Source organism: Pantoea sp. JKS000250, assembly GCF_003201065.1.
Lineage (GTDB): Bacteria > Pseudomonadota > Gammaproteobacteria > Enterobacterales > Enterobacteriaceae > Pantoea > Pantoea vagans.
On sequence record NZ_QICZ01000001.1, the window covers coordinates 1,822,527 to 1,848,573 of the forward strand.

Annotated in this window: 31 protein-coding genes; 9 read left to right on the forward strand and 22 right to left on the reverse strand. The window is 55.8% G+C overall.

What is annotated here, in order from left to right; all coding sequences use genetic code 11:
- Positions 1-7 precede the first annotated feature (7 nt).
- The 7 genes from rpsG to fkpA form a co-directional block, all read right to left on the reverse strand.
- On the reverse strand, positions 8-478 hold the full coding sequence (rpsG, locus tag BY447_RS08780; RefSeq protein WP_009087603.1) for a 30S ribosomal protein S7: 471 nt from the start codon (positions 476-478) through the stop codon (positions 8-10).
- Positions 479-574: 96 nt separating this feature from the next.
- Positions 575-949, reverse strand: a complete 375-nt coding sequence (rpsL, locus tag BY447_RS08785; protein ID WP_003852912.1) for a 30S ribosomal protein S12 — start codon at positions 947-949, stop codon at positions 575-577.
- 124 nt (positions 950-1,073) lie between these two features.
- Positions 1,074-1,361 carry a sulfurtransferase complex subunit TusB gene (gene tusB / locus BY447_RS08790; RefSeq protein ID WP_095706601.1) on the reverse strand — a complete coding sequence of 96 codons (288 nt, stop codon included), beginning with the start codon at positions 1,359-1,361 and terminating at the stop codon, positions 1,074-1,076.
- Positions 1,362-1,370: 9 nt separating this feature from the next.
- Entirely contained in the window at positions 1,371-1,730 is a 360-nt protein-coding gene (gene tusC / locus BY447_RS08795; RefSeq protein ID WP_110330961.1) for a sulfurtransferase complex subunit TusC, read from the reverse strand.
- Positions 1,730-2,116 (reverse strand): sulfurtransferase complex subunit TusD, encoded by a 387-nt coding sequence (tusD, locus tag BY447_RS08800; protein ID WP_110330962.1) that lies wholly within the window; start codon positions 2,114-2,116, stop codon positions 1,730-1,732. The genes tusC and tusD overlap by 1 nt, the downstream gene beginning before the upstream one ends.
- Entirely contained in the window at positions 2,116-2,838 is a 723-nt protein-coding gene (locus BY447_RS08805) for a helix-turn-helix transcriptional regulator (protein ID WP_013359249.1), read from the reverse strand. The genes tusD and BY447_RS08805 overlap by 1 nt, the downstream gene beginning before the upstream one ends.
- Before the next feature lie 166 nt (positions 2,839-3,004).
- On the reverse strand, positions 3,005-3,850 hold the full coding sequence (fkpA, locus tag BY447_RS08810) for an FKBP-type peptidyl-prolyl cis-trans isomerase (protein ID WP_013359250.1): 846 nt from the start codon (positions 3,848-3,850) through the stop codon (positions 3,005-3,007).
- A gap of 269 nt (positions 3,851-4,119) precedes the next feature.
- On the opposite strand from fkpA, the gene BY447_RS08815 reads away from it, so the two are divergent.
- On the forward strand, positions 4,120-4,338 hold the full coding sequence (locus BY447_RS08815) for a SlyX family protein (RefSeq protein WP_013359251.1): 219 nt from the start codon (positions 4,120-4,122) through the stop codon (positions 4,336-4,338).
- Positions 4,339-4,435: 97 nt separating this feature from the next.
- Here BY447_RS08815 and slyD read toward each other — a convergent pair whose 3' ends face one another.
- From slyD to kefG, 4 genes are all read right to left on the reverse strand, one after another.
- Positions 4,436-4,990 (reverse strand): peptidylprolyl isomerase, encoded by a 555-nt coding sequence (gene slyD, locus BY447_RS08820; protein WP_110330963.1) that lies wholly within the window; start codon positions 4,988-4,990, stop codon positions 4,436-4,438.
- Between the two features lie 197 nt (positions 4,991-5,187).
- Positions 5,188-5,382 carry a YheV family putative zinc ribbon protein gene (locus BY447_RS08825; protein WP_010253033.1) on the reverse strand — a complete coding sequence of 65 codons (195 nt, stop codon included), beginning with the start codon at positions 5,380-5,382 and terminating at the stop codon, positions 5,188-5,190.
- A 23-nt stretch (positions 5,383-5,405) separates the two neighbouring features.
- Entirely contained in the window at positions 5,406-7,214 is a 1,809-nt protein-coding gene (gene kefB / locus BY447_RS08830) for a glutathione-regulated potassium-efflux system protein KefB (RefSeq protein ID WP_013359253.1), read from the reverse strand.
- Positions 7,215-7,766 carry a glutathione-regulated potassium-efflux system ancillary protein KefG gene (kefG, locus tag BY447_RS08835; RefSeq protein ID WP_110330964.1) on the reverse strand — a complete coding sequence of 184 codons (552 nt, stop codon included), beginning with the start codon at positions 7,764-7,766 and terminating at the stop codon, positions 7,215-7,217. It lies immediately after the preceding gene.
- Between the two features lie 112 nt (positions 7,767-7,878).
- On the opposite strand from kefG, the gene BY447_RS08840 reads away from it, so the two are divergent.
- Complete coding sequence (locus tag BY447_RS08840; protein WP_110330965.1) at positions 7,879-9,783, forward strand: ABC transporter ATP-binding protein; 1,905 nt, start codon at positions 7,879-7,881, stop codon at positions 9,781-9,783.
- Positions 9,784-9,814: 31 nt separating this feature from the next.
- Here BY447_RS08840 and tauD read toward each other — a convergent pair whose 3' ends face one another.
- The 4 genes from tauD to tauA are packed head-to-tail and all read right to left on the reverse strand — an operon-like array spanning position 9,815 to position 13,229.
- Positions 9,815-10,654: a taurine dioxygenase gene (gene tauD / locus BY447_RS08845; RefSeq protein WP_110330966.1), complete on the reverse strand. Its 840-nt coding sequence runs from the start codon at positions 10,652-10,654 to the stop codon at positions 9,815-9,817.
- Positions 10,651-11,478, reverse strand: coding sequence for a taurine ABC transporter permease TauC (tauC, locus tag BY447_RS08850; RefSeq protein WP_013359257.1), 828 nt, complete (start codon positions 11,476-11,478; stop codon positions 10,651-10,653). Before tauC ends, tauD begins: the two co-directional genes overlap by 4 nt.
- Positions 11,475-12,242 (reverse strand): taurine ABC transporter ATP-binding subunit, encoded by a 768-nt coding sequence (gene tauB, locus BY447_RS08855; RefSeq protein WP_110330967.1) that lies wholly within the window; start codon positions 12,240-12,242, stop codon positions 11,475-11,477. The genes tauC and tauB overlap by 4 nt, the downstream gene beginning before the upstream one ends.
- A gap of 9 nt (positions 12,243-12,251) precedes the next feature.
- Positions 12,252-13,229, reverse strand: coding sequence for a taurine ABC transporter substrate-binding protein (tauA, locus tag BY447_RS08860; RefSeq protein WP_110331924.1), 978 nt, complete (start codon positions 13,227-13,229; stop codon positions 12,252-12,254).
- 236 nt (positions 13,230-13,465) lie between these two features.
- Between tauA and BY447_RS08865 the strand changes: the two genes are divergently transcribed.
- Positions 13,466-14,446 carry a LacI family DNA-binding transcriptional regulator gene (locus BY447_RS08865; RefSeq protein ID WP_095706596.1) on the forward strand — a complete coding sequence of 327 codons (981 nt, stop codon included), beginning with the start codon at positions 13,466-13,468 and terminating at the stop codon, positions 14,444-14,446.
- Between the two features lies 1 nt (position 14,447).
- Here BY447_RS08865 and BY447_RS08870 read toward each other — a convergent pair whose 3' ends face one another.
- Positions 14,448-15,050: a LysE family translocator gene (locus tag BY447_RS08870; protein ID WP_013359261.1), complete on the reverse strand. Its 603-nt coding sequence runs from the start codon at positions 15,048-15,050 to the stop codon at positions 14,448-14,450.
- A 58-nt stretch (positions 15,051-15,108) separates the two neighbouring features.
- Between BY447_RS08870 and BY447_RS08875 the strand changes: the two genes are divergently transcribed.
- The 3 genes from BY447_RS08875 to BY447_RS08885 all read left to right on the forward strand — a co-directional run bounded on the left by BY447_RS08875 (position 15,109) and on the right by BY447_RS08885 (position 17,279).
- Complete coding sequence (locus BY447_RS08875) at positions 15,109-16,125, forward strand: hydrolase (protein WP_110330968.1); 1,017 nt, start codon at positions 15,109-15,111, stop codon at positions 16,123-16,125.
- A 4-nt stretch (positions 16,126-16,129) separates the two neighbouring features.
- Complete coding sequence (locus tag BY447_RS08880) at positions 16,130-16,348, forward strand: YheU family protein (RefSeq protein ID WP_013359263.1); 219 nt, start codon at positions 16,130-16,132, stop codon at positions 16,346-16,348.
- Between the two features lie 61 nt (positions 16,349-16,409).
- Positions 16,410-17,279, forward strand: coding sequence for a phosphoribulokinase (locus BY447_RS08885; protein ID WP_013359264.1), 870 nt, complete (start codon positions 16,410-16,412; stop codon positions 17,277-17,279).
- A 491-nt stretch (positions 17,280-17,770) separates the two neighbouring features.
- Here the strand turns inward: BY447_RS08885 and BY447_RS08890 are convergent, their stop codons facing one another.
- Positions 17,771-18,175, reverse strand: a complete 405-nt coding sequence (locus tag BY447_RS08890) for an OsmC family protein (RefSeq protein WP_013359265.1) — start codon at positions 18,173-18,175, stop codon at positions 17,771-17,773.
- Positions 18,176-18,478: 303 nt separating this feature from the next.
- Here BY447_RS08890 and crp point away from each other — a divergent pair, with 303 nt between their 5' ends.
- Together crp and BY447_RS08900 are read left to right on the forward strand one after the other, a co-directional pair.
- Entirely contained in the window at positions 18,479-19,111 is a 633-nt protein-coding gene (crp, locus tag BY447_RS08895; RefSeq protein ID WP_003852956.1) for a cAMP-activated global transcriptional regulator CRP, read from the forward strand.
- Positions 19,112-19,168: 57 nt separating this feature from the next.
- Positions 19,169-21,244 carry a YccS/YhfK family putative transporter gene (locus BY447_RS08900; protein ID WP_013359266.1) on the forward strand — a complete coding sequence of 692 codons (2,076 nt, stop codon included), beginning with the start codon at positions 19,169-19,171 and terminating at the stop codon, positions 21,242-21,244.
- A 1-nt stretch (position 21,245) separates the two neighbouring features.
- Here BY447_RS08900 and argD read toward each other — a convergent pair whose 3' ends face one another.
- The 5 genes from argD to ppiA form a co-directional block, all read right to left on the reverse strand.
- Complete coding sequence (gene argD, locus BY447_RS08905; protein WP_110330969.1) at positions 21,246-22,466, reverse strand: bifunctional acetylornithine/succinyldiaminopimelate transaminase; 1,221 nt, start codon at positions 22,464-22,466, stop codon at positions 21,246-21,248.
- A gap of 81 nt (positions 22,467-22,547) precedes the next feature.
- Entirely contained in the window at positions 22,548-23,123 is a 576-nt protein-coding gene (locus BY447_RS08910) for an aminodeoxychorismate/anthranilate synthase component II (protein ID WP_033784151.1), read from the reverse strand.
- 41 nt (positions 23,124-23,164) lie between these two features.
- Positions 23,165-23,758 carry a putative adenosine monophosphate-protein transferase Fic gene (locus tag BY447_RS08915; RefSeq protein WP_110330970.1) on the reverse strand — a complete coding sequence of 198 codons (594 nt, stop codon included), beginning with the start codon at positions 23,756-23,758 and terminating at the stop codon, positions 23,165-23,167.
- Positions 23,748-23,918 (reverse strand): YhfG family protein, encoded by a 171-nt coding sequence (locus BY447_RS08920; protein WP_013359270.1) that lies wholly within the window; start codon positions 23,916-23,918, stop codon positions 23,748-23,750. The genes BY447_RS08915 and BY447_RS08920 overlap by 11 nt, the downstream gene beginning before the upstream one ends.
- A gap of 99 nt (positions 23,919-24,017) precedes the next feature.
- Positions 24,018-24,590 (reverse strand): peptidylprolyl isomerase A, encoded by a 573-nt coding sequence (gene ppiA / locus BY447_RS08925; protein ID WP_003852970.1) that lies wholly within the window; start codon positions 24,588-24,590, stop codon positions 24,018-24,020.
- Between the two features lie 261 nt (positions 24,591-24,851).
- Between ppiA and tsgA the strand changes: the two genes are divergently transcribed.
- On the forward strand, positions 24,852-26,030 hold the full coding sequence (gene tsgA / locus BY447_RS08930; protein WP_110330971.1) for an MFS transporter TsgA: 1,179 nt from the start codon (positions 24,852-24,854) through the stop codon (positions 26,028-26,030).
- The last annotated feature ends 17 nt before the right edge of the window (positions 26,031-26,047 follow it).

Genomic DNA, 26,047 nt, shown 5'->3' on the forward strand with positions numbered 1-26,047 from the left:
GCGACTGTTACCAGCGGTAGTGAGCGAACGCCTTGTTGGCTTCAGCCATACGGTGAACGTCTTCACGTTTCTTCACTGCAGTACCTTTGTTCTCTGCAGCATCAGAAAGTTCGTTCGCCAGGCGAAGAGCCATTGATTTATCACCGCGTTTACGAGCAGCATCTACGATCCAGCGCATTGCCAGGGCATTACGACGAACCGGACGGACTTCAACTGGTACCTGATAAGTAGAACCACCAACGCGACGTGACTTAACTTCGACAGTCGGACGCACGTTTTCCAGCGCTACTTCAAAGGCTTCCAGGGAGTTTTTACCTGAACGCTGAGCCAGGGTCTCAAGCGCGGTATAAACGATTGATTCTGCAGTAGATTTTTTACCATCTACCATCAGGATATTTACAAATTTGGCCAGCAGCTCTGATCCGAACTTAGGATCTGGCAGAATTTTACGCTGACCAATGACGCGACGACGTGGCATGGAAATACTCCGTTGTTAATTCAGGATTGTCCAAAACTCTATGAGTTTATTATGACATTTAATTTAAAACGTTTGGCCTTACTTAACGGAGAACCATTAAGCCTTTGGCTTCTTCACGCCGTACTTGGAGCGAGCCTGCTTACGGTCTTTAACACCTGAGCAGTCCAGCGCGCCACGAACGGTGTGGTAACGCACACCTGGCAGGTCTTTTACACGACCGCCACGGATCAGGATCACGGAGTGTTCCTGCAGGTTATGACCTTCACCGCCGATATAGGAGGTAACTTCAAAACCGTTGGTCAAACGCACACGGCAGACTTTACGCAGTGCGGAGTTTGGTTTCTTAGGAGTGGTGGTGTACACACGAGTACAAACGCCACGTTTTTGCGGGCAAGCTTCCAGCGCCGGCACGTTGCTCTTTGCAACTTTGCGGACGCGTGGTTTGCGAACCAGCTGGTTAACTGTTGCCATTAAATAGCTCCTGGATTTGCTTTTGCTTCGTAAACACGTAATAAATCGCCTCGTAGAATTACGAGGAGGCAGAATTTTAGGGCTGAGTCAAAGGGGTGTCAAGAAATAACCAGGTTTTAGCCGATTACCAGACCATTTGTTGCGGATGCCTGATCGTTAGCGTGACAAAGCCAGTATAGTCTACCGACTGCACGCTGGTTGAAATTTGTTCAGTGAGTCCGCGCGCCTGGACATCTTCAGCAAGCACCCATAGCGTTGCTTTACACGCTGACAACTGCGCCAATGCGCGACTGCCTGCTAAGGCAGCCAGCACGCCATCCTGCAGCAGCAGCAGGTCATCCCCCTCACCCGCGATTAAAAGCAGGGTTTCGAGGTCACAGTGTGCCGGTGAATGCATTAAGGTGTGCAGCATTAACGTCTCTTAAAAAGTCAGAATGCGATCGTAGCTGGCCAGCGTCTGACGCAGCTCCGTCGCGTCCAGTAGCGTAACATCCAGCAACCGGTCAGCGTCAACCGCTAATCCACGCGTTATCAGCGATGTCCGGCAGAGATAACACTGTTCAATGTCATACAGCGCCAGCACGCCAAAGGTCGCGGCATAGTGACGACTCTTAATCGCCTCAGGCTGCTGGTGCAGATTGAGCTGCAGTACGCCATCACCAATAAAAAACAGGCCGATATCTTCACTGAGTGCCCCCGTGGCCAGCGCGGCATCCAGCCCTTCGCGCCCTGCACTGCTACCGTGCGGGGCCTGGGTAAAGACAAATGCGACACGATTCATCAGAACTGCACCATACGTTCACAGCTCAGCGCCGCTTCTGCCAGCGCACCCAGCCCGCTCAGGGTAAAACCCGGCTGCAGGTTACTGCCCGCCATCTGGAGTCGGGCCGCTTCCTGCTGATCGCTGACACCACGCCGCAGCGCAGCCGCGACACAGATGTTCAGTGCCACACCCTGCTCCTGATGTAATGTCTGCCACGCGCGCACCAGATCAAACTCATCGCTGGCCGGAGCGGTGAGCTGATTAGCGTTCAGCACCCCTTCGCGATAGAAGAAGACGCTTTCGAGCTGATGGCCCGCCGTCAGCAGCGCGCGGGCGAACAGATATGCACTGGTCGCCTGTTGCGTCCCATAAGCCGGGCCGGTGACCAGCAGGGTGTAACGCATTACCGATCCTGTCCCTGGAAGTCGCCATTTTTAAACTGGCGGATATAGAGATAAACGGTGTGCTTCGAGATGTTCAGCCTGTCCGCCACCTGATTGATGGCATCTTTAATGTCGAAGATTCCCTTCTCATACAGGTTCAGCACAATCTGACGATTCTTGGCGTTGTTCGACACGTTGCGATCGGCACTCACCTCTTCAATGGTGAACTCCAGCGTCTGCATCACCAGATCGTCGACCGAACTGGCGAAGTTGACGTTGGAATCAACCTGCTGCATCTCAGGCGGCATGAAAGTCGACATGATCTGTGAGAACGGCACATCCAGGTTCATGTTGATGCAGAGCAGGCCAATAACCCGTTGCTGGCGGTTACGGATCGCAATGGTGACCGACTTCATCAGCACGCCGCTTTTGGCACGCGTAAAATAGGCACGTGACACGTTGCTGTCCGCGCCATGCATATCATGCAGCATACGCAGGGCCAGGTCGGTAATCGGCGAACCGACTTTACGACCAGTGTGTTCACCATTGGCGATACGCACGGCCGAACACTTCAGATCTTCAAGCGAATGCAGGACAATTTCACAATGCGAGCCGATCAACATCGCCAGGCCATCCACGACAGCCTCGTACGATTTCAGAATATCGTAATCAGTTTCTTCGAACGGGCGCTGCTCCAGAAGATCGAAGTCGCTCAGTTCACCCGGATTGAATGGATTAGACATTGAAGAGTATCACCCTGAATGGCTGGAGCCTGTCACAGCGGCTTATGGGCAGACTCAATATTGGGATAATTAGGCAGGCATTAGTCTGGCAAATGTCGTCGGCTTATGCCAGAGGTTTGTCGTGAAGCTAAAATGAAACCGCCGCCCGGAGGCGGCGGTCAGCACATTACTGCGCTTTTTCTGCAGCAGCAGGCGCAGGAGCCTGTGCTTTTTCATCTGCTTTAGGCGCGGGTTTGATATCAAGCAGTTCAACATCAAAGACCAGAGTGGAGTTAGCCGGGATGCCCGGAACGCCGTTTTTGCCGTAAGCCAGATTCGGTGGGATCACCAGCTTGATCTTGCCACCTTTCTTCACGTGCTTCAGACCTTCAGTCCAGCCTGGGATAACGCCATCCAGACGGAATGAAAGCGGCTCACCACGGGTATAGGAGTTGTCGAATTCAGTACCGTCGATCAGCGTACCTTTGTAGTTAACCACGACAGTGTCGCTGTCTTTAGGTGCGTCGCCAGTACCTTCTTTCTCAACTTTATACAGCAGGCCGCTTTCGGTTTTCTTCACGCCGCTCTCTTTAGCAAATTTGGTTGCGAAAGCGTCGCCCTTTTCAGCGTTCTCTTTCGCATCTTTTTCCATTTTCGCTGAGGCTGCGCCTTTCACGCGGCCTTCAAAGGATTGCAGCGTCTGCTCAATCTCTTCGTCAGACAGTTTGCTCTTGCCACCAAACGCATCCTGAACACCAGCAATCAGCTGCTGCTTATCCAGTTTGATGCCCAGTTTTTCCTGCTCCTTCAGGGAGTTGTCCATGTAGCGACCCAGTGAAGCACCCAGTGCGTAGGCAGACTGCTGGTCTTCATCTTTGAAAGCCGCATTCTTAGGTGCCTGAGGCGCGGACTGTGGCGCGGCGGCTGGTGCAGCCTGTGGCGCCGCAGCGGTGTCTGCTGCCATTGCCATTGATGCATTCAGTGCAACAGCCATGGTGGTAGCTAACAATGTGACTTTAAACAGTGATTTCATCCATTCTCCAAAACCGAAGCGTCTAACCTCGGGAAACATTGCGGACTTCAGGGCCCACACTATAACTTTACGTGGCAGTGTCGAACACTCCCACAATGTAATTACCCGGTCTACCTCCGACCTTTATAACATCGGGAAGTTTCATCAGAGATGATGCCGCGCTGCCTTTTTTCAAGCGCAACGCCTCCGGGCGTGAAAAAAACAGGTGATTCCTGGCATTCAGGTCGTAGAATCACGCCCTGAGTCGCACCTTAACAGAGGAACAGGTCATGCAACAATCTGAGTGGGAACAGCGTCTGGAGACGTTAGAAAGTAAACTGGCCTTTCAGGAGATGACCATTGAGCAGCTGAACAGCGCGGTGGTTCAGCACGAGCTGGAGATGAACAAGATGCGTGAGCAGATGCGCATTTTAACCGACAAGCTCAAAGCGAATGCGCCCTCGATGGTCGCCTCACAGTCTGAAGAGACGCCACCGCCACACTACTGATGGTGGGCGGTGTCTGGCCCTGGCTCAGCCGGGCCGAACCAGAGTATCAGCCAAAAGAAAGGCCACCCGGAGGTGGCCTTGAAAGGTCTGTTGAGACTTAGTGGCTGCAGCCGCAACCGCCAGTACCACAACCGCCTTTACCGTGGTCGTGATCATGGCCGTGATCGTGGTCATGATGATGGCCATCTGCACCGTGAACGTGGCCATGAGCCAGCTCTTCCGGTGTGGCTTCACGGATAGCAACCACTTCAACGTTGAAGTTCAGGTTCTGACCCGCCAGCATGTGGTTACCATCAACCACGACGTGATCGTCTTCCACTTCGGTGATTTCTACCGGTACCGGACCCTGATCGGTCTCTGCCAGGAAGCGCATGCCAACCTGCAGTTCGTCAACGCCCATGAAGACGTCTTTAGGTACGCGCTGCACCAGGTTGTCGTCATACTGACCGTAAGCATCGTTTGCCGGGATATGCACGTCAAACTTGTCGCCGGCAACGTGGTTTTCCAGCGCATTTTCCAGACCAGAAATCAGGGAACCATGACCGTGCAGGTAGTCTAACGGTGCACTCACCGGTGACTCGTCAACTAACACGCCGTCTTCTGTACGTACCTGATAGGCCAGGCTTACCACCAGGTCTTTTGCTACTTTCATGATATCTCCTAACCGTTGAGAGCTGAGATCCCGTCTCATTGGTCTATTCTTGCGTGCAATAACACCAACCAGAAAGGTTCGGGGTTGAGTGCAAGAGGGGTTTCACTTTCTCTTGCGACTTCAGCCTTAATGGCGTCAATTGTAACGGAATTCAATCCCGCTGTAAGTTTAAGCGTGAAAAAAGCTGCCCGATTCCGCTATTCAGGATGGAAAATGCCGATAACCTGCTCATTGGTCCGAACCTGATCGCGCGCCTGCTTATCTGCCTCACGCATCTGATGACCACATTTCACACACTCCACCACATCGACATTGTTTTCACGCCACATCGCCAGCGTGTCCTTCTCCTGGCAGTGCGGGCATGTCGCACCGGCAATAAAACGTTTACGCATTAGCTTCTGCCTGTTTAAAAAGGTTATTGATCATCGTCCCAGCCGTCGATCTGCCGTTTTTCACGCTGCATTTCACGCTGGAAGATATCTTCCAGTTCACGCCGCGCTTCACGGACACGTGAAGCCTGTGCAGCGCTTTCAGAGAGCGTCGGCACCAGCTCGCGAAGCATCCGCATATCAAGCCGGCGAAAATGCTGCTGAGCGCGATGCGCCTGATGGGGATGCATCCCCAGTGACATCAATGTTTTACGGCCCAGCTCCAGTGCACTCGAGAAGGTCTCACGCGAGAACTGGGTAACGCCTGCCTGCAGCAGCTCATGCGCTTCCACACGGCCCCGGGCGCGCGCCTGAATCTGCAGCTGCGGAAAATGCTGCTGGCACAGATGCACGATAGTCATCACATCTTCCGGCTCATTACAGGTGATCACAATCGACTGGGCGCTGGCTGCACCGGCAGCACGCAGTAACTCCAGCTCGGTGGCATCACCGTAATAGACTTTGTAACCATATTTGCGCATCAGACTCACCACACTGATGTCCCGTTCCAGCACGGTAATGCGTTTGTTGTTCGCCATCAGCAGGCGACCTATCACCTGTCCGAAGCGACCAAAGCCCACCACAATGACCTGCGGCTGATCATCTTCGACAAAGTGTTTCTCTGCATTTTCGTCCGGCTCATTAAAGCGGCGTGCCAGCAGTCGGTCGATACCCTTCATCAGCAACGGCGTGGTCATCATCGACAGCGTCACCGTCACCAGCAGCATCGGCAGTTGATCGCCTGAGAAGAGCTTTGCCGACGAGGCCGCTGAAAAGAGCACAAAGGCAAACTCGCCGCCCTGACTCAGTACGCCAGCAAACTGCTGGCGCTCGGAACTGCGCAGGCCATAAATGCGCGCCAGCAGATAGAGCACCAGCGTTTTCACCGCAACCAGCGTTACCACGCCCAGCAGGATGGTCACAATATGGGTATAGAGCACTCCGAGGTTGAGTGCCATGCCCACCGAAATAAAGAACAGGCCCAGCAGCAGCCCCTTAAACGGATCGATAGCGACTTCCAGCTCATGCCGGTATTCACTTTCTGCCAGCAGGATCCCGGCAATAAAGGTGCCCAGCGCCATCGACAGGCCCAGCGCATCCATGAACAATGCGGAACCCAGCACCAGCAGCAGCGACGCCGCGGTAAAGACTTCGCGCACGCCTGATGCCGCGATGTAACGGAAGATCGGCCGCAGCAGATAGCGTCCGCCCACCAGCATGCCGGCAAACGCCAGCACTTTCATACCGACCTTCATCCAGTCGATGTGACCGCTGTCGGTGCCGGCCAGCAGCGGGATCAGCGCCAGCGCCGGGATGACAGCGATATCCTGAAACAGCAGCACCGAAAAGCCCAGTTGTCCGGCTTCGCTGCGGTTCATACCTTTATCCATCATCAGCTGCAGCGCCATGGCGGTCGAAGACATCGCCAGACCAATCCCGCCGATAATTGCCGCCTGCCAGCTAAAGTCGGTCAGCCATAATAAGCCACCCAGAATAGCCGCTGAGAAGATCACCTGCGCTGCGCCGACGCCAAAAATGGAGCGGCGCAGCGCCCACAGCTTTGCCGGGTTCAGCTCCAGCCCGATAATAAACATCAGGAAAACCACGCCAAGCTCAGAGAAGTGAAGAATCTCATCGACGTCGCTGATAAAGCCTAAACCCCACGGGCCGATAGCGATACCCGCCACCAGATAGCCCAGAACAGCACCAATACCGAGGCGAGCCGCCACCGGCACAATCAATACCGCCGCGACCAGATAAATCACCCCGGCGGTCAGCAGCGTTTGCCCTTCCATCTATATCCCTCCATTCGGCAGCGGTGCTGCCAGCCAGTCGCCATAGGCGCGGGCATAATTTTTCATTAACTCCGGACTCTGCCGACGCGCCCAGTAGACGATCATCGGCGGCATCCAGTGCATACGGCACATCTGCGCGGTCAGCTCAAAAGGACGCATAATGTCATTGAGCGAATAGCGGTTCAGACCCTGCTGTTTAAAAGCACTTTCCGGTTCTCCGGTCGTCACCACGCTGCGCCAGTACTTGCCTTCGAGCGCATTGCCATCCACACCATTGGCGAAACCGCGTGACAGAACGCGATCCAGCCACTCTTTCAGCAGCGCCGGACAGCTATAGGTATAGAGCGGATGCTGGAAAATGATGACGTCGTGTTCGCGCAGCAGCTGTTGTTCATAGTGAATATCGATAAAAAAATCCGGATAGGTCGCGTACAGATCGTGCACGGTGACGTGTTCCAGTGCCTGAGCCGGCTGCAGCAGGATCCGATTTGCGACCGAATCCTGTGATTCCGGATGAGCATAAAGCAGCAAAACCCTGGGTGGCTGCGACATCCTTTCCCTCCAAAGCGTCGTCATTGGTGCGGTTTTCCGCTACCATGCACGACGCAGCAAAATCTCATTATGTTGCCAGTAAATTAACATATTCTGACGATACGGCGCTTACATGATTGTCTTCTCAGCCTTACAAATTCGCCGCGGCATCCGCGTCCTGCTCGACAATGCCACCGCCACCATCAATCCCGGTCAGAAGGTCGGGCTGGTGGGTAAAAACGGCTGTGGGAAATCCACGCTGTTGTCGCTGTTAAAAGGTGAAATCACCAGCGATGCCGGTACCGTCACGTTCCCCTCTCACTGGGCGCTGGCCTGGGTGAATCAGGAAACCCCCGCGCTGGATAAAGCCGCGCTGGAGTACGTCATTGATGGCGATCGCCAGTTTCGCCAGCTTGAAGCAGAACTGGCAGACGCCAATCTGCGCGACGATGGCAATGCCATCGCGCTGCTGCATGGCAAGCTGGATGCGGTGCAGGCGTGGAGCATCCATGCGCGCGCCTCAAGCCTGCTGCATGGTCTGGGCTTCAGTCAGGAACAATTGCAGCGTCCGGTCAGCGACTTCTCCGGTGGCTGGCGCATGCGCCTCAACCTGGCCCAGGCGCTGATTTGTCGTTCCGATCTGCTGCTGCTGGATGAACCGACCAACCACCTCGATCTCGATGCGGTGATCTGGCTGGAGCGCTGGCTGAAGAGTTATGAAGGCACGCTGATCCTGATCTCGCACGATCGTGACTTCCTCGATCCGGTCATCGACAAAATTATCCATATCGAACAGGAGTCGATGTTCGAATACACCGGCAACTACAGCTCCTTTGAGCGGCAGCGCGTCGCCAAACTGGCTCAGCAGCAGGCGCTGTATGAGAGTCAGCAGGAGAAAGTGGCGCATTTACACAGCTACATTGATCGCTTCCGTGCGCAGGCCACCAAAGCCAAGCAGGCGCAGAGCCGCATCAAGATGCTGGAGCGTATGGAGATGATCGCGCCTGCCCATGTCGACAATCCGTTCAGCTTCACCTTCCGCAAGCCGGAGAACCTGCCTAACCCGCTGATGAAGATGGAGAAGGTCACCGCGGGCTATGGCGACCGTATCATTCTCGATGCCATCAAGCTCAACCTGGTTCCGGGATCGCGCATCGGCCTGCTGGGACGTAACGGCGCCGGTAAATCGACCCTGATTAAGCTGCTGGCGGGTGAGCTGGAAGCGATGGACGGCAAGATGGGGCTGGCGAAAGGGATTAAGCTCGGTTACTTCGCCCAGCATCAGCTGGAGTACCTGCGGGCTGACGAGTCGCCGCTGCAGCATCTGTCGCGCATTGCGCCTCAGGTGCTGGAACAGCAGCTGCGTGACTATCTGGGCGGCTTCGATTTCCGTGGCGATAAAGTCACTGAAAACACCGAGCGCTTCTCCGGCGGTGAGAAAGCGCGACTGGTGCTGGCCCTGATTGTCTGGCAGCGCCCTAACCTGCTGCTGCTCGATGAACCTACCAACCACCTGGATCTCGATATGCGTCAGGCACTGACCGAAGCGTTGATCGACTTCGAAGGTGCGCTGGTGGTGGTGTCGCACGACCGTCACCTGCTGCGCGCCACCACCGACGATCTCTATCTGGTGCACGATGGCAAAGTGGATGTGTTTGAGGGCGACCTCGAAGATTATCAGCAGTGGCTGAGCGATCTGCAGAAACAGCAGGCGCAACAGGATGCCGCACCGAAGCAGGATAACGGCAATAGTGCCCAGGCGCGTAAAGATCAGAAGCGCCGCGATGCCGAACTGCGCACCCAGACGCAACCACTGCGCAAAGAGATCGAGAAGCTGGAAAAGCAGATGAGCAAATGGCAGAGCCAGCTGGCCGATGCCGAAGCGCAGCTCTCAGACAGTGCAATTTATGATCCGAGCCGTAAAGCGGACCTGACCACCGCGCTGCAGCGTCAGGCGGAGAGTAAATCTGCGCTGGAAGAGGTTGAGATGGCGTGGCTGGAGGCCCAGGAACAGCTCGAACAGATGATGGCTTCATAAATAAACTCTCCCCGCTCGCGGGGAGAATCTTTTAACGCGGTTTATCGCCCAGCACCGTTGCCCGCTGCATGATGCGCCGGGCGGGATAGTAGTCGGCATTGGCATAATGCTGCGTCACCCGATTATCCCAGATAGCCAGATCGTCTGGCTGCCAGCGCCAGCGCACCTGAAACTCCGGTTTGGTGGCATGCGCAAACAGGAAGCCCAGGACGGCATCGCTCTCCTTCTCGCTTAAATCCACAATCCGAGTGGTAAAACCCTCGTTCACAAACAGCGCTTTTTTACCGCTGACCGGATGCGTGCGGATCACCGGATGCTGCACCGGTGGATGCTTCGCCACCGCCTGCTGCCAGCGCTGATGCTCCTCCTCGGTTTTGCGGTACTTATATTCCTGGAATGACTTTTTGAAATCATGCTCGGCACTCAGGCCTGCCAGCAACTGCTTAAAAGGCTCAGAGAGCGCCTCATAGGCCGCAATGCCGCTGGTCCAGAGCGTATCACCGCCCGCCTCCGGTAACACTTTTGAGGCCAGTAAAGCGATAGCCGGTGGCGTGTCGATAAAGGTGACGTCGGTATGCCAATTGTCGTTATCCGGCGGATTATCCTGATGCGTATCCAGCACGATAATCTCCTCAACGCCTTCTGCATGGGGATAGACCGGATGGATATGCAGGTCGCCAAAGCGGATCGCCAGGGCACGATGCTGTTCCGGCGTAATTTTCTGGTCACGCAGAAACAGCACCTGGTGGCGCAGCAGGCCATGGTAAAGCTGTTCAAACTGCGCATCACTTAATGGCCGGGAGACATCCAGGTTTGAAACCTGCGCGCCGATATAGGGACTAAGCGGGGTAAAACTGATACGTTCATTCATGACTGTTCTCCACTCCAGGGCGTCAGACGGCGCTGCAACGCGCGGAGCCCGAGTTCTAAACTAAAAGCGATAAAGGCGATCACTGCGATACCCGCCAGCACCACATCGGTGGCGAGAAACTCTCCCGCTGACTGCACCATAAAACCGAGACCCCGCGTGGCGGCAATCAGCTCCGCCGCCACCAGCGTTGACCAGCCCACTCCCAGACCAATGCGCAGACCGGTCAGAATCTCCGGCAGCGCGCCCGGCAGGATCACCCAGCGCAGCAGCTGCCAGCGGTTAGCCCCCAGCGAGCGAGCAGCGCGAATACGTACCTGCTGCGTGTTACGCACCCCGGCCAGGGTAGAGAGTGTCACGGGTGCGAAGATCGCCAGATAAATCAGCAGGATTTTCGAGGTCTCACCAATGCCGAACCAGATAACCATCAGCGGCAGATAGGCGAGTGGCGGAATCGGACGATAAATTTCAATCAGCGGATCGAGCAGGCCGCGAGCGACCGGGCTGAGGCCCATCAGAATTCCCACCGGAATACCGATAGCGGCAGCAGCCGTCAGCGCAATCAGCATCCGCGTCAGGCTGGCGGCCAGATGCTGCCACAGCGTGGCATCCATAAAGCCCTGCGCGCTGGCAATTACCAGCAGCTTGCTGAACACCTGCTGCGGCGACGGCAGGAACAGCGGAGCAATCAGGCCCAGCGCGGTGACGCCCCACCAGAGCAGTAACAGCAGAGAGAGGCTCAGCACGCTCAGCGTAAAGGCGGTTGAAAACGGCCAGCGCAGCCGACGGCGCACCGGCAGAGACTTATCGTGGATTAACGCGCTCATGCAAACGCCTCCCGCTGATCAAATACCCGGCTCAGCACATATTCGCGCTGGGCGATAAACTGCGGATCGGATTTGATGCTGCGGCACGACTCTCCCGCAGCAAAACGGCGGCCAAATTCGGGCCGTAGCCGCTCCACGATACGGCCCGGTCCGGGCGACAGCAGAATCAGTTCACTGGCGAGGAAAATCGCCTCTTCTATATCGTGTGTAATCAGCAGGATCTGCTTACCGCTGTCGCGCCACAGCGTCAGCAGCAGGGTCTGCATCTGCTCACGGGTAAAAGCATCCAGTGCGCCAAACGGCTCATCCAGCAGCAGCAGTTGCGGATCGGTGGCCAGCGCGCGGGCAATACCTACCCGTTGACGCTGACCGCCGGACAACTGCCAGATGGCGCGCTTTTCCGCCCCTTCCAGCCCAACCTGCCTGATGAGTTTCCGCGCTATGGCCTCACGTGCCTGGCGCGGCATCCCCGCCAGCTGCAGGCCAAAGGCGACGTTATCCAGCACGTTGCGCCACGGCAGTAACCCTTCATGCTGAAACACCACGCCGCGCTCCGCGCCTGGCCCGGTCACCGGCTGGTTATCCAGCGTGATGCTGCCCGACTCCACCGGCAGGAATCCGGCCACCAGATTAAGCAGCGTGGTTTTGCCACAGCCGGAGGGGCCGAGCACGACCAGCAGTTCCTGGCTATCCAGTTGCAGATTGATATCCTGCAACACGGGCTGTCCGGCATAACGGGCATTAAGGTGAGCGATGCGCAGCATAGTGCCTCCTTAGGGTTTAACTAATGGCTCGACGAAGCGGGAGGTCACATAACTGCTGTAGTCGTTATCTGCCTGCGGCACCCGGCCCTGCGCTTTCAGGAACTGCGCGGTATCGACGATCGCCTTATTGACCGGCTTGCCCAGCTGCTCAACCTGCTGCTGCGCCGTCAGGTAGGTATTGCCCCTCACCAGACCCGGCACCTGCGCTTCCGGCACGCCGCTCAGGCGTGAGAGTTTGCTGAGGTTATCAGGCTGCTTCAGCCAGCTGTCGGGACTGTTAAGGTAGGCCTGCTGCGCATCGATCGCGCTGCGGGCAAAGGCGGTCACGATCTCCGGATGCTGTTCGGCAAAATCTTTGCGGACTACCCAGACATCCAGCGTCGGTGATCCCCAGCTTCCCACTTCCGCAGAGTCGGTTAACACCTTGCCTTCTTTCTCCAGCTCATTGACTGCGGGCGCCCAGACGTAAGCACCATCAATATCGCCACGCTGCCAGGCCGCGATAATCGCTGGCGGCTGCAGGTTTATCAGCTGCACCTGTGACGGCTTAATGCCCCAGTGTTTCAGTGCAGCCAGCAGGCTATAGTGAGTAGTAGAGATGAACGGCACCGCAATGCGTTTGCCAATGAGATCTTTAGGAGAGGTAATGGTCTTTTTTACCACCAGCGCTTCAGAGTTGCCCAGCTGAGAGGCGAGTAAAAACGCTTCAATTGGCAGTTTCTGCGCTGCTGCGACCGCTAACGGACTGGAACCGATGTTGCCAATCTGGACGTCGCCGGACGCCAGTGCGCGTATGACGCCTGCACCGCTGTCAAACTTACGCCAGTCAACGCTGGCCCCGCTCTCTTTCGCAAAATTGTTGTCAGCCTGCGCCACTTTCGCGGGTTCGGCTGAGGTCTGGTACGCCACGGTGACATTGACCGCATCTGCCCGAAACGCCAGCAGTGCCAGCGCTGCGGCTAAAAAAGTTAAACGTGTTGCTGCCATGATCATTACCCCGCCGTTTTTATAGTGGAGGTAGTGTCTGCGGCCGCTATAGTTTCATAAAGGAATTAAAAATTATCCCTAATAGAAATAAGTTCTTAGATCACTATCTGCAAAACTAAGCTAAAAATCGCAAATGCTGAAAATAGCTAAAGTAAGCAAAAATGTCAGGCGCTCACATTATCCCTGTGCTATTGATATGCGTTCCCAATTTTTGCCTGTTAAGGTCTCTGTATCCGATGTCGATCGAGAAAGTCGCTCAGCTGGCTGGTGTCTCCAAAGCCACGGTATCGCGGGTTCTTAACGCGCATCCCGGTGTAAAGCCCGATACGCGTGAGAAAGTTCTGGCGGCAATCTCTGCCTGCGACTATCAGCCCAATCTGCTGGCGCGTCAGCTGCGTACGGCGCAAAGCAACATGCTGCTGGTGCTGATCTCGGATATCACGAATCCCTTCTGTTCACGCGTGGTTCAGGGCATTGAGGCCGAAGCGGAACTGCATGGCTATCATATCCTGCTCTGTAACTCCGCCTCGCAGCTTCAGCGCGAAGCCGCCTATCTGAGTCTGCTGACCGGCAAAGTGGTGGATGGCGTGATTACCATGGATGCGGCCTCAGGATTGCAGGATTTGCAGGCGCTGATCGCCGGTGCGCCCTGGGTGCAGTGCTGTGAATTTGATCCGGATATTCCCGCCTCCTCCGTCAGCATTGATCACCTTGAAGCCGCGCGTGACACCGTCCATTACCTCGCCGGTAAAGGGCGTAAACGCATCGGGCTGGTCAATGGCGACATGCGCTACCTCTACTCGCATCATCGTGAAAAAGGCTACCGGCAGGCGATTGAGGAGCTGGGGTATGCGTGGTCTGGCGTCTCTTATACCTATGAAATCTCTCCTGAAGCAGGCAGCCAGGGGCTGAGGGAGTTGATGGCGCTGCCGGAACCGCCGGATGCAGTGTTTGCGGTATCAGATGTACTGGCGGTGGGCGTGGTTCATGCGGCGCTGGAAGCAGGTCTGCGCGTGCCGGAAGATCTGGCGGTCGTCGGGTTTGATGGCGTGCCGTTTACCCGCAGCCTGAATCCACCGCTGACCACCATTGAGCAGCCGATGAATCAGCTCGGCGCGCGCAGCGTGCAGTTGCTGCTGCAGAAGATCCGCAATCCGAATGCGCCGGTCATCCGTGAGGTGCTGCCCTGGACGCGCGTTGAACGCGCATCCAGCTGACTCAGTGCCAGATTAACAGCACGCAGGCCGCAGTCAGCAGCCCCATAGCCAGGTTAAAGATTTTCCAGGCGCGACGGCTGCGCAGAATGCGGCCGATCATCGCGCCAAATGCCATCCAGATCGCGCCTGAGACCAGATTAACCAGAAACATGCCGACGCTTATCGCCATTACCGAATGACGATATGCATCACCCGCCAGACTGAAGCTGGCGACCGCGCCCAGCGCCATCAGCCAGGCCTTAGGATTGATAAGCTGCAGCAACCCACCCTGCCAGAACGGCATCGGCGCATCCGGTGCCTGATCGGTTTCCAGCTTTTCATAGCTGGACGTCGCTATCTTCCACGCCAGCCAGAGCAGATAGAGGCTACCGGCGATCTTCAGCACCAGGTGCAGCGACGGATAAAGCAGGATCAGACCGCCAACGCCAAAGGCCACCATCAGCAGCATCACCTGCATGCCGATCATGATGCCGATCATCAGCGGAATGGTGCGCAGAAAGCCAAAATTAGCGCCTGAGGCGGTGAGTAACATATTATTAGGCCCGGGCGTAATCGCCGCGACCCAAAGAAAGCCCAACATTGATAAGAAAAGACTCAGTTCCATAGCAATCGGGTACTCCTTACCCTTGCAAGAAAAAACTTATCGAAGCTAACAGTGTGATATGGAACAGACAAGCTTTTACCACATGAAATTTACCGGACCGGAAAACGAGCAATTCACGCCGCCTGACAGCCTGCGTAACGCCCACCTGCAGACAATGCTGCCGCGCCTGCTGCGTCGCCGTGTCACGTTCGTTCCTCACTGGGAGCGACTCGATCTGCCGGATGGCGACTTCGTCGATCTCGCCTGGAGCGAAGATCCACAACTGGCGCAGCATAAACCGCGCGTCGTGCTGTTTCATGGGCTGGAGGGCAGCTTTCACAGCCCCTATATTCATGGCCTGATGAACATCTGCCGTGCGCGCGGCTGGCTGGCAGTAGTGATGCATTTTCGCGGCTGCAGCGGCGAACCTAACCGGCTCAATCGCATCTATCACTCCGGCGAAACGGAAGATGCCCGCTTTTTCCTGCACTGGCTGCGTACCCGCTGGGGCCAGGTGTCGACCATTGCAATCGGTTTTTCGCTGGGCGGCAATATGCTGGGCTGCCTGCTGGGCCAGCAGGGCGCAGCTGCCGAAGTGGATGCAGGCGTCATTGTCTCCGCCCCGCTGTTGCTTGAGCCGTGTAGCGTAAAACTGGAACGCGGCTTCTCACGCTTCTATCAATACTATTTGCTGGCGCAACTGAAGAAAAATGCCCGCCGTAAACTGCACGCCTGGCCGGACACGCTGCCGGTCAATCTGGCGCAGCTAAAAGCACTGCGGCGACTGCGCGATTTTGATGATGCGATTACCGCCCGTGCCCACGGTTTTGTCGATGCAGCCGATTACTATCATCGTGCCAGCGCCATGCCCTGGCTGAAGCATGCAGAGAAACCGCTGCTGATCATCCACGCCAAAGACGATCCCTTTATGAGTGATGAGGTGATCCCGCACAGCAGCCAATTATCTGCCACTATTACTTATCAACTGACACCACACGGCGGCCACGTCGGTTTTGTCGGCGGGACATTACGCCAGCCCGAAATGTGGCTGGAACAGCGCATCCCGCAGTGGATCGCCCCTTTTCTGGATAACTGATCTCGTGATTATTCCCTGGCAACAGGTCTCTCCTGAGACCCTTGAAAATCTGATTGAAACCTTTGTGCTGCGAGAAGGCACTGACTATGGCGAGCATGAACGTAGTCTGCTGGACAAGGTGGCTGATGTGCGACGCCAGCTGGAAACCGGTGAAGTGGTGCTGGTATGGTCGGAACTGCATGAATCGGTCAATATCATGCCGCGCAAAGAATTTCGTGGCTGATGCACCCGGCACCCTTTCATGATAACAATGCTCATCGTCCGACCTCACAGGGAGCTTTTCTATGTCTGCACGTCATCCCATTATCGCGGTGACCGGTTCCAGCGGCGCAGGAACCACCACCACCAGCCTGGCGTTCCGCAAAATCTTTCAGCAGCTTGACCTGCATGCGGCGGAGCTTGAAGGTGACAGCTTTCATCGCTTTACCCGTCCGGAAATGGATATGGCGATTCGTAAGGCGCGCGATCTGGGACGTCATGTCAGCTACTTCGGCCCGGAAGCCAATGACTTTGGCCTGCTGGAACAGAGCTTTAAAGAGTATGGTCACAGCGGGCAGGGGCAGTCGCGTAAATATCTGCACACCTACGATGAAGCCGTGCCATGGAATCAGGTACCCGGCACCTTTACGCCCTGGCAGCCGCTGCCGCAGAACACCGATATTCTCTTCTATGAAGGGCTGCACGGCGGCGTGGTGACGGCGCAGCACAACGTGGCGGAACAGGTCGATCTGCTGGTGGGCGTGGTACCGATTGTTAACCTGGAGTGGATTCAGAAGCTGGTGCGCGACACCGGCGAGCGCGGTCATTCACGTGAAGCAGTGATGGATTCCGTGGTGCGCTCAATGGAAGATTACATCAACTACATCACGCCCCAGTTTTCACGCACCCATATCAACTTTCAGCGCGTTCCAACCATCGATACTTCCAACCCGTTCGCAGCCCGCGCCATTCCGTCACTGGATGAGAGCTTTGTCGTGATTCACTTTCAGGGGCTGGAGGACATTGACTTCCCTTACCTGCTGGCAATGCTGCAGGGTTCGTTTATCTCGCACATTAATACGCTGGTGGTGCCTGGCGGCAAAATGGGGCTGGCGATGGAGTTGATCATGGGCCCGCTGGTGAAACGGCTGATGGAAGGTAAACGGATTGAGTAAGAGAGCAGTTGACTTTCGTGCGGTAAAGAATGACTGCTGAGCAGGCTTCAGGGAGCATACGCCTTTCGCAAAGATGCAAAACCGCCATCCCTGGCGGGCTCAGCGCGGGTCATCCCTGGCCCGCTATGCTTTGCTACAGGCGTATGCTCCCTTCGCTTCACGTCCGGCAACCGCATCCGGTTTCAGTAAGACCGCTACAGACAAACCATGGGCACAACGAATCTGACAGCAGCATATAAGCTCAACACGCAGGGAACCGGGTCAGAAGAGGAAAGCGTCCCGCGCCAGGGACAAAAACGCCGAGAGCGTTTTTGAACAACGCAACGCGTTGGCCCGGTCACGGGCGCACCTCAGGGATGAGGTGCGTAATCGCGTGGGCCGAGCGCCCAAGGATGGTTTAAGCGACTTTCCGATCTGGCCCGGTTTTCTGCGCAGGCTCGATCTTACCACCCCCCAATGTTGCACGAGCCGTTAAGGGTCGTTTTCAGATACTACAGCTCAACCACCTCATAGCTATGCGTAATCGTCACACCTTTACCCAGCATGATCGCCACTGAGCAATATTTTTCAGCCGAAAGATCGACGGCGCGTGAGACCGCTTTATCCTGGAGCGCTTTGCCACTCACAATAAAATGCAGGTTGATGTGCGTAAAGATTCGCGGCGCCTCTTCACGACGTTCTGAGGTCAGTTTTACTTCACAATCAGCCACATCGTTGCGGCCTTTTTGCAGAATTGAAACCACGTCAATCGCGCTGCATCCCCCCGCCGCCATCAGCACCATCTCCATTGGGCTGGGCGCTTTATCACCCGAATTGCCATCCATCAGTATCTGATGGCCGGATGAGGATTCTCCGAGGAATGTCAGCCCTTCTACCCATTTCACTCTTGCCTGCATGATTTTTGCTCCGGAATACGCTGTTTTGTCGCCAGAGTACGCTTTCACCTGGTAAACAGCAATCCAGAGAAATCTGCCCGTAGCTGAAGCGAGACAACAGAAGACAGTCGGCAAAAGCTGTGCTACAAACAGTGCTGAAAATATTTTTCGTCACCCGATGGCGAAGCCGGGAAGAATGATGCGCACTGCGCCTGATGCGGCCCGAATAATTTCCTGAAAAGGAAACGCTTGAAGCTTTCACCGCCTGACAGGGAAAACTGCCCCCTGTATTTTGGGCACGATTACAACAGAGGATAATAGCGAATGGTTCTCGGCAAACCGCAAACAGACCCTACACTCGAATGGTTCCTGTCCCATTGCCATATTCACAAGTATCCATCCAAAAGTACGCTGATTCACCAAGGTGAAAAAGCAGAAACGCTTTACTACATCGTGAAAGGTTCCGTCGCGGTTCTGATTAAAGATGAAGAAGGCAAAGAGATGATTCTTTCCTACCTGAATCAGGGCGATTTTATTGGTGAGCTTGGCCTGTTCGAAGAAGGTCAGGAGCGCAGCGCCTGGGTACGTGCGAAAAGCGCGTGCGAAGTAGCGGAGATTTCTTACAAGAAATTCCGTCAGCTGATCCAGGTTAACCCCGACATCCTGATGCGACTCTCCTCGCAGATGGCGCGTCGCCTGCAGGTCACGTCTGAAAAAGTGGGTAATCTCGCTTTCCTCGATGTCACCGGACGCATTGCACAGACTCTGCTTAACCTGGCGAAGCAGCCAGATGCCATGACGCATCCCGACGGCATGCAAATTAAAATCACTCGTCAGGAAATTGGCCAGATTGTGGGTTGTTCACGTGAAACCGTGGGCCGTATTCTGAAGATGCTGGAAGATCAGAACCTGATCTCCGCACACGGCAAAACCATCGTCGTTTACGGCACCCGCTAATTCCTGTCATCCACGGCGTGATGGCAACATCACGCCGTTATTGTTTGTGTTGGGCCGATGTGGCGTCGAATCATTTACCATCCTGAAGTTAACTACGCCTTGCGGCAAACGCTGGTGCTCTGTCTGCCGGTGGCGCTGGGCTGGCTGGCTGGCGACCTGCAAAAAGGTCTGCTGTTCTCGTTAGTGCCCGCCTGCTGCAATATCGCCGGTCTTGATACTCCGCATAAACGCTTCTTCAAACGTCTGATTGTAGGCGGCAGCCTGTTTGCCCTCGGCAGTTTTCTGATCCAGTGGCTCACCCTGCATGCGATTCCACTGCCGCTGATCCTCTTCGCTATGCCTTTGCTGCTTGGCGTCACCGGTGAGATTAGTCCGCTGCATGGCCGTCTGCTGCCCGGCACCCTTATTGCCGCCATCTTTACCCTCAGCCTGATTGGGCGCATGCCCATCTATGTCACTCCGCTGCTCTATATCGGCGGCACGCTCTGGTATGGGGTATTTAACTGGTTCTGGTTTTGGCTGTGGAAAGAGCAGCCGATGCGTGAGAGCCTGAGCCTGATCTACCGCGAACTGGCCAACTACTGCGACGCCAAATATACCCTGCTGACGCAGCTGACCGATCCCGAAAAAGCGCTGCCGCCGCTGCTGGCTCACCAGCAGAAAGTGGTCGATCTGATCAACACCTGTTATCAGCAGATGCACATGCTGTCGGCCAGCCGCGATCACAGCCATAAGCGGCTGACGCGCGCTTTTCAGGTGGCGCTCGATCTGCAGGAGCATATCTCGGTCAGCCTGCACCGGCCGGAAGAAGTACAGAAACTGGTGGAGCAGAGCCATGCTGAAGCGGTGATCCGCTGGAATGCCAAAACCATCTCGGCCCGGCTGCGGGTACTGGCGGATAACATCCTTTATCACCAGTTACCCGACCGCTTTGCGATGGATAAACAGCTCGGCGCGCTGGAGAAAATTGCTCACCAACACCCCGATAATCCGGTGGGTAACTTCTGCCTTTATCACTTCAACCGCATTGCGCGCGTGCTGCGCACCCAGAAGCCGCTTTACCAGCGCGATCTGATGGCAGACCGCCAGCGCCGCCTGCCGCTGTTACCGGCGCTGCGCAGCTACCTCTCGTTTCGCTCGTCGGCGCTGCGAACGGCGGGTCGCTTTGCGGTGATGCTGATGCTGGGCAGCGCGCTGGCGCTGTTCTTCAACATCCCTAAGCCCTACTGGATCCTGATGACCATTATGTTCGTCAGCCAGAACGGCTACAGCGCCACCCGCGTCCGTATCCAGCACCGGGCGCTGGGCACCTTTGCAGGACTGGTGATTGCGGCTGCCACGCTGCGGCTGGCGGTGCCGGAGTCACTGGTACTGCTGATCATGCTGGCAATCACCTTTATCAGCTATCGCTTTACCCGCCAGTTCTATGGCTGGTCGATGATTGGCTTTACGGTTACGGCGGTTTACTCGCTGCAACTGCTGTCACTGAATGGCGCGCAGTTTCTGCTGCCGCGACTGATGGATACGCTAATGGGCTGTCTGATCGCCTTTGGGGGGATGCTGTGGCTGTGGCCGCAGTGGCAGAGCGGCTTATTGCGGCAGAACGCCCACGACGCGCTGGAAACCTATCAGGATGCGCTGCGGCTGTTGCTGGGCGATGAACAGTCGCCAGAGAAACTGGCTTATCAGCGCGTGAAAGTGAATCAGGCACACAATGCGCTGTTTAACTCACTGAATCAGGCGATGCAGGAACCGGCATTCAACTCCCGCTATCTGAGTGATATGCGGCTCTGGGTCACCCACAGTCAGTTTATCGTCGAGCATATCAATGCAATCACGATTCTGGCGCGCGAGCACACGATGCTGACCGCCTCGCTGGCTCAACGCTATCTGCAATCCTGCGAAATTGCGCTGCAGCGGTGTCAGCAGCGGCTGGAATATGATGGTGAAAGCTCACAGGTGAATCTGCTGGATGACCTGGAGAACATCAGTGAAGGACCGATCACGGTGGTGGAACAGCATGTGCGGCGCATTCTCGATCATCTGAGCGTGATGTACACCATTTCATCGCTGGCGTGGAACCAGCGACCGCAACATGGCCGCTGGTTAATCAGACGCTTACGCAAAAACTAAGCTAGCCGTTGAGCACTTTGCCGACGGCGGTGGTGAAGCGGCGCATGCCCTCTTCAATGTCAGCAGGCTCGATGATCAGCGACGGGGCAAAGCGCATCACGTCGGTGCCGGCCACCAGCACCATTACACCCTCAGCGGCAGCAGCATTCAGAATGTCGCGCGACCTGCCGGCATGCTGAGGTTTCAGCGCCGCGCCAATCAGCAGACCTTTCCCGCGAATGTCACTGAACAGGTCATACTTCGCGTCGATGGCCTGTAGCGCCGTAACAAAGTGCTGGCGACGCATCTCAACGCCCGCCAGCACGTCTGGCGTATTGATGATATCCAGCGCCGTTTCGGCGATGGCGCAGGCCAGCGGATTACCGCCATAGGTGGTGCCATGCACGCCTGGTGCCATAGTCGAAGCGATCTCATTGGTGGTCAGCATGGCGCTCACCGGGAAACCGCCGCCCAGCGCTTTGGCTGAGGTCAGAATATCGGGCTGGACGCCATAATGCTCATAGGCGAACAGTTTGCCGCTACGTCCCATACCGCTCTGCACTTCGTCCAGTACCAGCAGCGCCTGATGCTGATCGCAAAGTGCACGCAGTCCCTGCATAAATTCCTGCGTCGCGGGCATGACGCCGCCCTCACCCTGAATCGGTTCAACCACAATGGCGCAGGTGTGATCGTCAATGACCGCTTTCACGGCGTCCAGGTCATTGAACGGTACGTGGACGATATCCGCCGGTTTCGGGCCGAATCCATCAGAGTATTTTGGCTGGCCGCCGACCGTAACGGTAAACAGCGTCCGGCCATGAAAAGCGTTATGAAACGCGATGATCTTACTTTTGAACGGGCTGTGACGTTTGCAGGCATAGTAACGCGCCAGCTTAAACGCCGCTTCATTGGCTTCGGCACCGGAATTGGCGAAGAAGACGCGATCGGCAAAGGTCGCCTGAATGAGCTTACTGGCGAGACGCAGTGCCGGTTCGTTGGTAAAGACATTGCTGGTGTGCCACAGCGTTTCGCCCTGGCTTTTCAGTGTTTCCACCAGCGCAGGATGGCAGTGTCCAAGTGCGGTAACGGCAATACCACCCGAGAAGTCGATATACTCTTTGCCCTGCTGATCCCATACGCGACTGCCTTTGCCTTTTACCGGCACAAACTGCGCAGGTGCATAAACAGGCAAAATAACGTTATCGAACGTCTCCCGCGTGACCGCCATTTTTTCCGCTGCCATTAGTGACCCCATTTGAATGATTGTTGTGCAACATTGAAATAATAATCACAAAATATGCATAAAAAATCACTCAAAGGCAACTTATTGCGCAAGGAAATTGCGCAGCAGCTGATGTCCCTGCTCGCTGAGAATGCTTTCGGGATGGAACTGCACGCCTTCCAGCGCCAGGGTTTTATGGCGGAATCCCATAATTTCGTCAGGCTCGCCGTCACGCACCGTCCAGGCCGTCACCTCGAACGCATCGGGCAGGGAATCGCGCTGCACAATCAGCGAGTGGTAGCGGGTCACGGTAAGGGGATTATTGAGATTTCGGAACACGCCCTGGCCGGTGTGCTGAATCGCGGAGGTTTTGCCGTGCATCACCTGACGCGCCCGCACCACCTTCGCGCCATAGGCCTGCGCAATCGCCTGATGGCCCAGGCAGACACCCAGCACCGGCACGTTACCGGCGAAATGCCGAATCGCCGCCAGCGAGATGCCCGACTCTGACGGCGTGCAGGGGCCAGGGGAGATCACCAGATGGGTCAGCGGTAACGCTGCCATCTGCTCCAGGGTGATGGCATCATTGCGCACCACCTGAACCTGCGCGCCCAGCTCGCAGAAGTATTGATAAAGATTCCAGGTAAAGGAGTCGTAATTGTCGATAAGCAGCAGCATGACGCGTCCAGAATGATAAACCGCGCCGCTATTCTACGCGGTTAAGCCGCCTCACTCACCACTTTCGCAAACACCTGCTCCAGCGGAGTCAGGTCTCCGGCTACACCCGCCTGATTAGCGGCTTTCCAGCTTTCAGCATCCGTCTCTTCCCAGTTCAGCAGATAACCGGCATGCAGCGCCAACTGCTCAAAGAAAATCCGCTGCGCCCGGCCATTTCCATGACGGAAAGGATGCAGCATATTGATTTCGCAGTAGTAATGAGCGATGCGCTGAATAAATTCGTCACGCGGCAACTCAGCCAGGCCTTTCTCCTCTTCCAGCGCGGCCATCAGCGCGTTACCTTCCTTTTCGATATATTCAAAATGGCAGAACGGCGTCTCATCACGCCAGATATCGATGGTGCGCAGTTCGCCAGCCCAGCTGTAAATGTCCTGGAACAGCGTGCGGTGGATCTGGCGCAGGTAAGGCAATCCGGCATTACGCGGCCCCAGTTCCAGCGTGGTGGCACGCGCTGCACTGAAGCTCAGCTCCGCCTTGCGCAGTTGCGCGGCGTCATGAATGTCGGCCAGATTTTTCAGCACCGTGTCATGCTGCCACAGGTAAGGATCCTGGGTCACAGCGGTATTAGAGTCCATATTGCCTCCTCAGTGACGCCAGGCGTGCAGCCGCATCTTCACTGTTCAGGCTGGTTTCATTCGGCGCAAAGCCTTCCAGCTTACAGCTGGCCTGATAGCTGGCGCTTCGCCGCTGTTGCCACAGAGTGACCTTCTGTTTTTCGGTGAGTTTGTTCGCCATACCGCCTCCTGCTCAGGTTTTTGCCCTAAGTATAAGAGCAAATTCTGGCTTTGCCGGAAGCGACAGGCGGTCGCCATCCGCAGATGGCGACAAAAAGCGTTAAGGCAGGACTTTGGCAGAGAGGATAACTACCGGTTTGGACGGCACATTCTGGTACGGACCCACATCTTTGGTCGGAACCTGAGAAATTTTTTCAACCACATCCTGACCTTTCACAATCTTACCAAATACGGCATAGCCGAAATCGCGCTGGCCGTGGTCGAGGAAGGCATTATCCGCAACGTTGAGGAAGAACTGGCTGGTGGCACTGTCTTTATCGGCAGTACGCGCCATAGAGATGGTACCGCGCAGGTTACGCAGTCCATTGTCCGCTTCGTTTTTAATTGGCGCGTTGGTCTGCTTCTGCTGCATATCCGTGGTGAAGCCACCACCCTGCACCATAAAGCCCGGGATCACGCGATGAAAAATGGTGTTGTTGTAAAAACCGTTGTTGACGTAATCAACAAAGTTTTTCACAGAAACCGGCGCTTTCTGGTTATTCAGTTCGAGTTCGATATTGCCGGCGGAGGTGGTGAGCAGAACGTGGGTGTCACCTTTTGCGGCCAGCGCCTGGGCGGAAACGGAAGAGAGCGCTAACAGGGTGATGGCCGCTGTTAAAGTACGTTTAAACATGAAAGATTCCTTACCTGGGAGAGCGGGCACAAAAACGTGATTGATTGTAAAGAGACTCTATTCCATGAGCCAGCGTTTTACCTATATTTACGCTGTTGCGACAAAAGCGCTGAGCAAACGTTAAACAACCGTAATTGCGTGATTAAAATCACACAACACATGAAATATGGATCTGTAGTTTCACTGCTTGTTTATTAAGATCACAGTTCCGTTTACACTTTCTGACACTTTTTGGCACCCGGTTCTCAACAGGTTCAGAACATGACAAACCGTAATCGTATTGGCCTTACCTGGATAAGCTTCTTCTCCTACGCGCTGACCGGCGCGCTGGTGATCGTTACCGGCATGGTAATGGGCGATATCGCAAAAGATTTCCAGATCCCTATCTCCAGCATGAGTAACACCTTCACATTCCTCAACAGCGGCATCCTGGCGGCGGTCTTCCTGAACGCCTGGCTGATGGTGATTGTGCCACTGAAGCGCCAGCTGATTTTCGGCTTCGTCCTGATGGTGCTGGCGATAATCGGGCTGATGACCAGCCGCGATCTGACCATCTTCTCGCTCTGTATGTTTGTGCTGGGCGTGGTCAGCGGCATCACCATGTCGATCGGCACCTTCCTGATCACTCACATGTATGAAGGCCGTCAGCGTGGTTCACGTCTGCTGTTTACCGACTCCTTCTTCAGCATGGCGGGCACGCTGTTTCCGGTGCTGGCAGGCATTCTGCTGGCGCGTCAGCTACCGTGGTACTGGGTCTACGTCTGCATCGGCGTTATCTACGTCGCCATCTTCGTCATGACGCTGTTTGTGGAGTTCCCGGTGCTGCGCAAGCCTGAGAACAGCCCGGCCGTTGAGAAAGAGAAATGGGGTGTGGGCGTGCTGCTGCTGGCTGTCGCGGCACTCTGCTACATTCTGGGCCAGCTCGGCTTTATCTCCTGGGTGCCGGAATATGCCACCAAAGTCATGGGCATGAACATCAATGACGCCGGACAACTGGTGGGCAGCTTCTGGACGGCATATATGGTCGGTATGTGGGCCTTCAGCTTCCTGCTGCGCTTCTTCGATCTGCAACGCATTCTGATGGTGCTGGCGGGTCTGGCTACGGTACTGATGTACTGGTTCGTCAGCAGCAGCGATGCCGGCATGCTGAAATGGATCATCATGATTCTGGGCTTCAGCTCAAGTGCTATCTATACCACCATCATCACTCTCGGCTCGCTCCAGACCAAAGTGGCGTCACCGAAGCTGGTGAACTTCATTCTGACCTGCGGCACCGTCGGCACAATGCTGACCTTTGTGGTCACGGCGCCTATCGTTGAGAAAAGTGGTGTGCATACCGCACTGGCGACGGCGAATGCGCTTTACGCCGTGGTATTTGTGATGTGTGCCCTGCTCGGCTTTGTCAGCCGTCATCGTACTCACGGTCACGTCACGCATTAATCCTTCAGGGCGGCGAG

Coding starts and splice junctions, on each gene's coding strand:
- rpsG (WP_009087603.1), bottom strand. CDS start 478: ATGCCACGTCGTCGCGTCATTGGTCAGCGTAAAATTCTGCCAGATCCT.
- rpsL (WP_003852912.1), bottom strand. CDS start 949: ATGGCAACAGTTAACCAGCTGGTTCGCAAACCACGCGTCCGCAAAGTT.
- tusB (WP_095706601.1), bottom strand. CDS start 1,361: ATGCTGCACACCTTAATGCATTCACCGGCACACTGTGACCTCGAAACC.
- tusC (WP_110330961.1), bottom strand. CDS start 1,730: ATGAATCGTGTCGCATTTGTCTTTACCCAGGCCCCGCACGGTAGCAGT.
- tusD (WP_110330962.1), bottom strand. CDS start 2,116: ATGCGTTACACCCTGCTGGTCACCGGCCCGGCTTATGGGACGCAACAG.
- BY447_RS08805 (WP_013359249.1), bottom strand. CDS start 2,838: ATGTCTAATCCATTCAATCCGGGTGAACTGAGCGACTTCGATCTTCTG.
- fkpA (WP_013359250.1), bottom strand. CDS start 3,850: ATGAAATCACTGTTTAAAGTCACATTGTTAGCTACCACCATGGCTGTT.
- BY447_RS08815 (WP_013359251.1), top strand. CDS start 4,120: ATGCAACAATCTGAGTGGGAACAGCGTCTGGAGACGTTAGAAAGTAAA.
- slyD (WP_110330963.1), bottom strand. CDS start 4,990: ATGAAAGTAGCAAAAGACCTGGTGGTAAGCCTGGCCTATCAGGTACGT.
- BY447_RS08825 (WP_010253033.1), bottom strand. CDS start 5,382: ATGCGTAAACGTTTTATTGCCGGTGCGACATGCCCGCACTGCCAGGAG.
- kefB (WP_013359253.1), bottom strand. CDS start 7,214: ATGGAAGGGCAAACGCTGCTGACCGCCGGGGTGATTTATCTGGTCGCG.
- kefG (WP_110330964.1), bottom strand. CDS start 7,766: ATGTCGCAGCCACCCAGGGTTTTGCTGCTTTATGCTCATCCGGAATCA.
- BY447_RS08840 (WP_110330965.1), top strand. CDS start 7,879: ATGATTGTCTTCTCAGCCTTACAAATTCGCCGCGGCATCCGCGTCCTG.
- tauD (WP_110330966.1), bottom strand. CDS start 10,654: ATGAATGAACGTATCAGTTTTACCCCGCTTAGTCCCTATATCGGCGCG.
- tauC (WP_013359257.1), bottom strand. CDS start 11,478: ATGAGCGCGTTAATCCACGATAAGTCTCTGCCGGTGCGCCGTCGGCTG.
- tauB (WP_110330967.1), bottom strand. CDS start 12,242: ATGCTGCGCATCGCTCACCTTAATGCCCGTTATGCCGGACAGCCCGTG.
- tauA (WP_110331924.1), bottom strand. CDS start 13,229: ATGGCAGCAACACGTTTAACTTTTTTAGCCGCAGCGCTGGCACTGCTG.
- BY447_RS08865 (WP_095706596.1), top strand. CDS start 13,466: ATGTCGATCGAGAAAGTCGCTCAGCTGGCTGGTGTCTCCAAAGCCACG.
- BY447_RS08870 (WP_013359261.1), bottom strand. CDS start 15,050: ATGGAACTGAGTCTTTTCTTATCAATGTTGGGCTTTCTTTGGGTCGCG.
- BY447_RS08875 (WP_110330968.1), top strand. CDS start 15,109: ATGGAACAGACAAGCTTTTACCACATGAAATTTACCGGACCGGAAAAC.
- BY447_RS08885 (WP_013359264.1), top strand. CDS start 16,410: ATGTCTGCACGTCATCCCATTATCGCGGTGACCGGTTCCAGCGGCGCA.
- BY447_RS08890 (WP_013359265.1), bottom strand. CDS start 18,175: ATGCAGGCAAGAGTGAAATGGGTAGAAGGGCTGACATTCCTCGGAGAA.
- crp (WP_003852956.1), top strand. CDS start 18,479: ATGGTTCTCGGCAAACCGCAAACAGACCCTACACTCGAATGGTTCCTG.
- BY447_RS08900 (WP_013359266.1), top strand. CDS start 19,169: ATGTGGCGTCGAATCATTTACCATCCTGAAGTTAACTACGCCTTGCGG.
- argD (WP_110330969.1), bottom strand. CDS start 22,466: ATGGCAGCGGAAAAAATGGCGGTCACGCGGGAGACGTTCGATAACGTT.
- BY447_RS08910 (WP_033784151.1), bottom strand. CDS start 23,123: ATGCTGCTGCTTATCGACAATTACGACTCCTTTACCTGGAATCTTTAT.
- BY447_RS08915 (WP_110330970.1), bottom strand. CDS start 23,758: ATGGACTCTAATACCGCTGTGACCCAGGATCCTTACCTGTGGCAGCAT.
- BY447_RS08920 (WP_013359270.1), bottom strand. CDS start 23,918: ATGGCGAACAAACTCACCGAAAAACAGAAGGTCACTCTGTGGCAACAG.
- ppiA (WP_003852970.1), bottom strand. CDS start 24,590: ATGTTTAAACGTACTTTAACAGCGGCCATCACCCTGTTAGCGCTCTCT.
- tsgA (WP_110330971.1), top strand. CDS start 24,852: ATGACAAACCGTAATCGTATTGGCCTTACCTGGATAAGCTTCTTCTCC.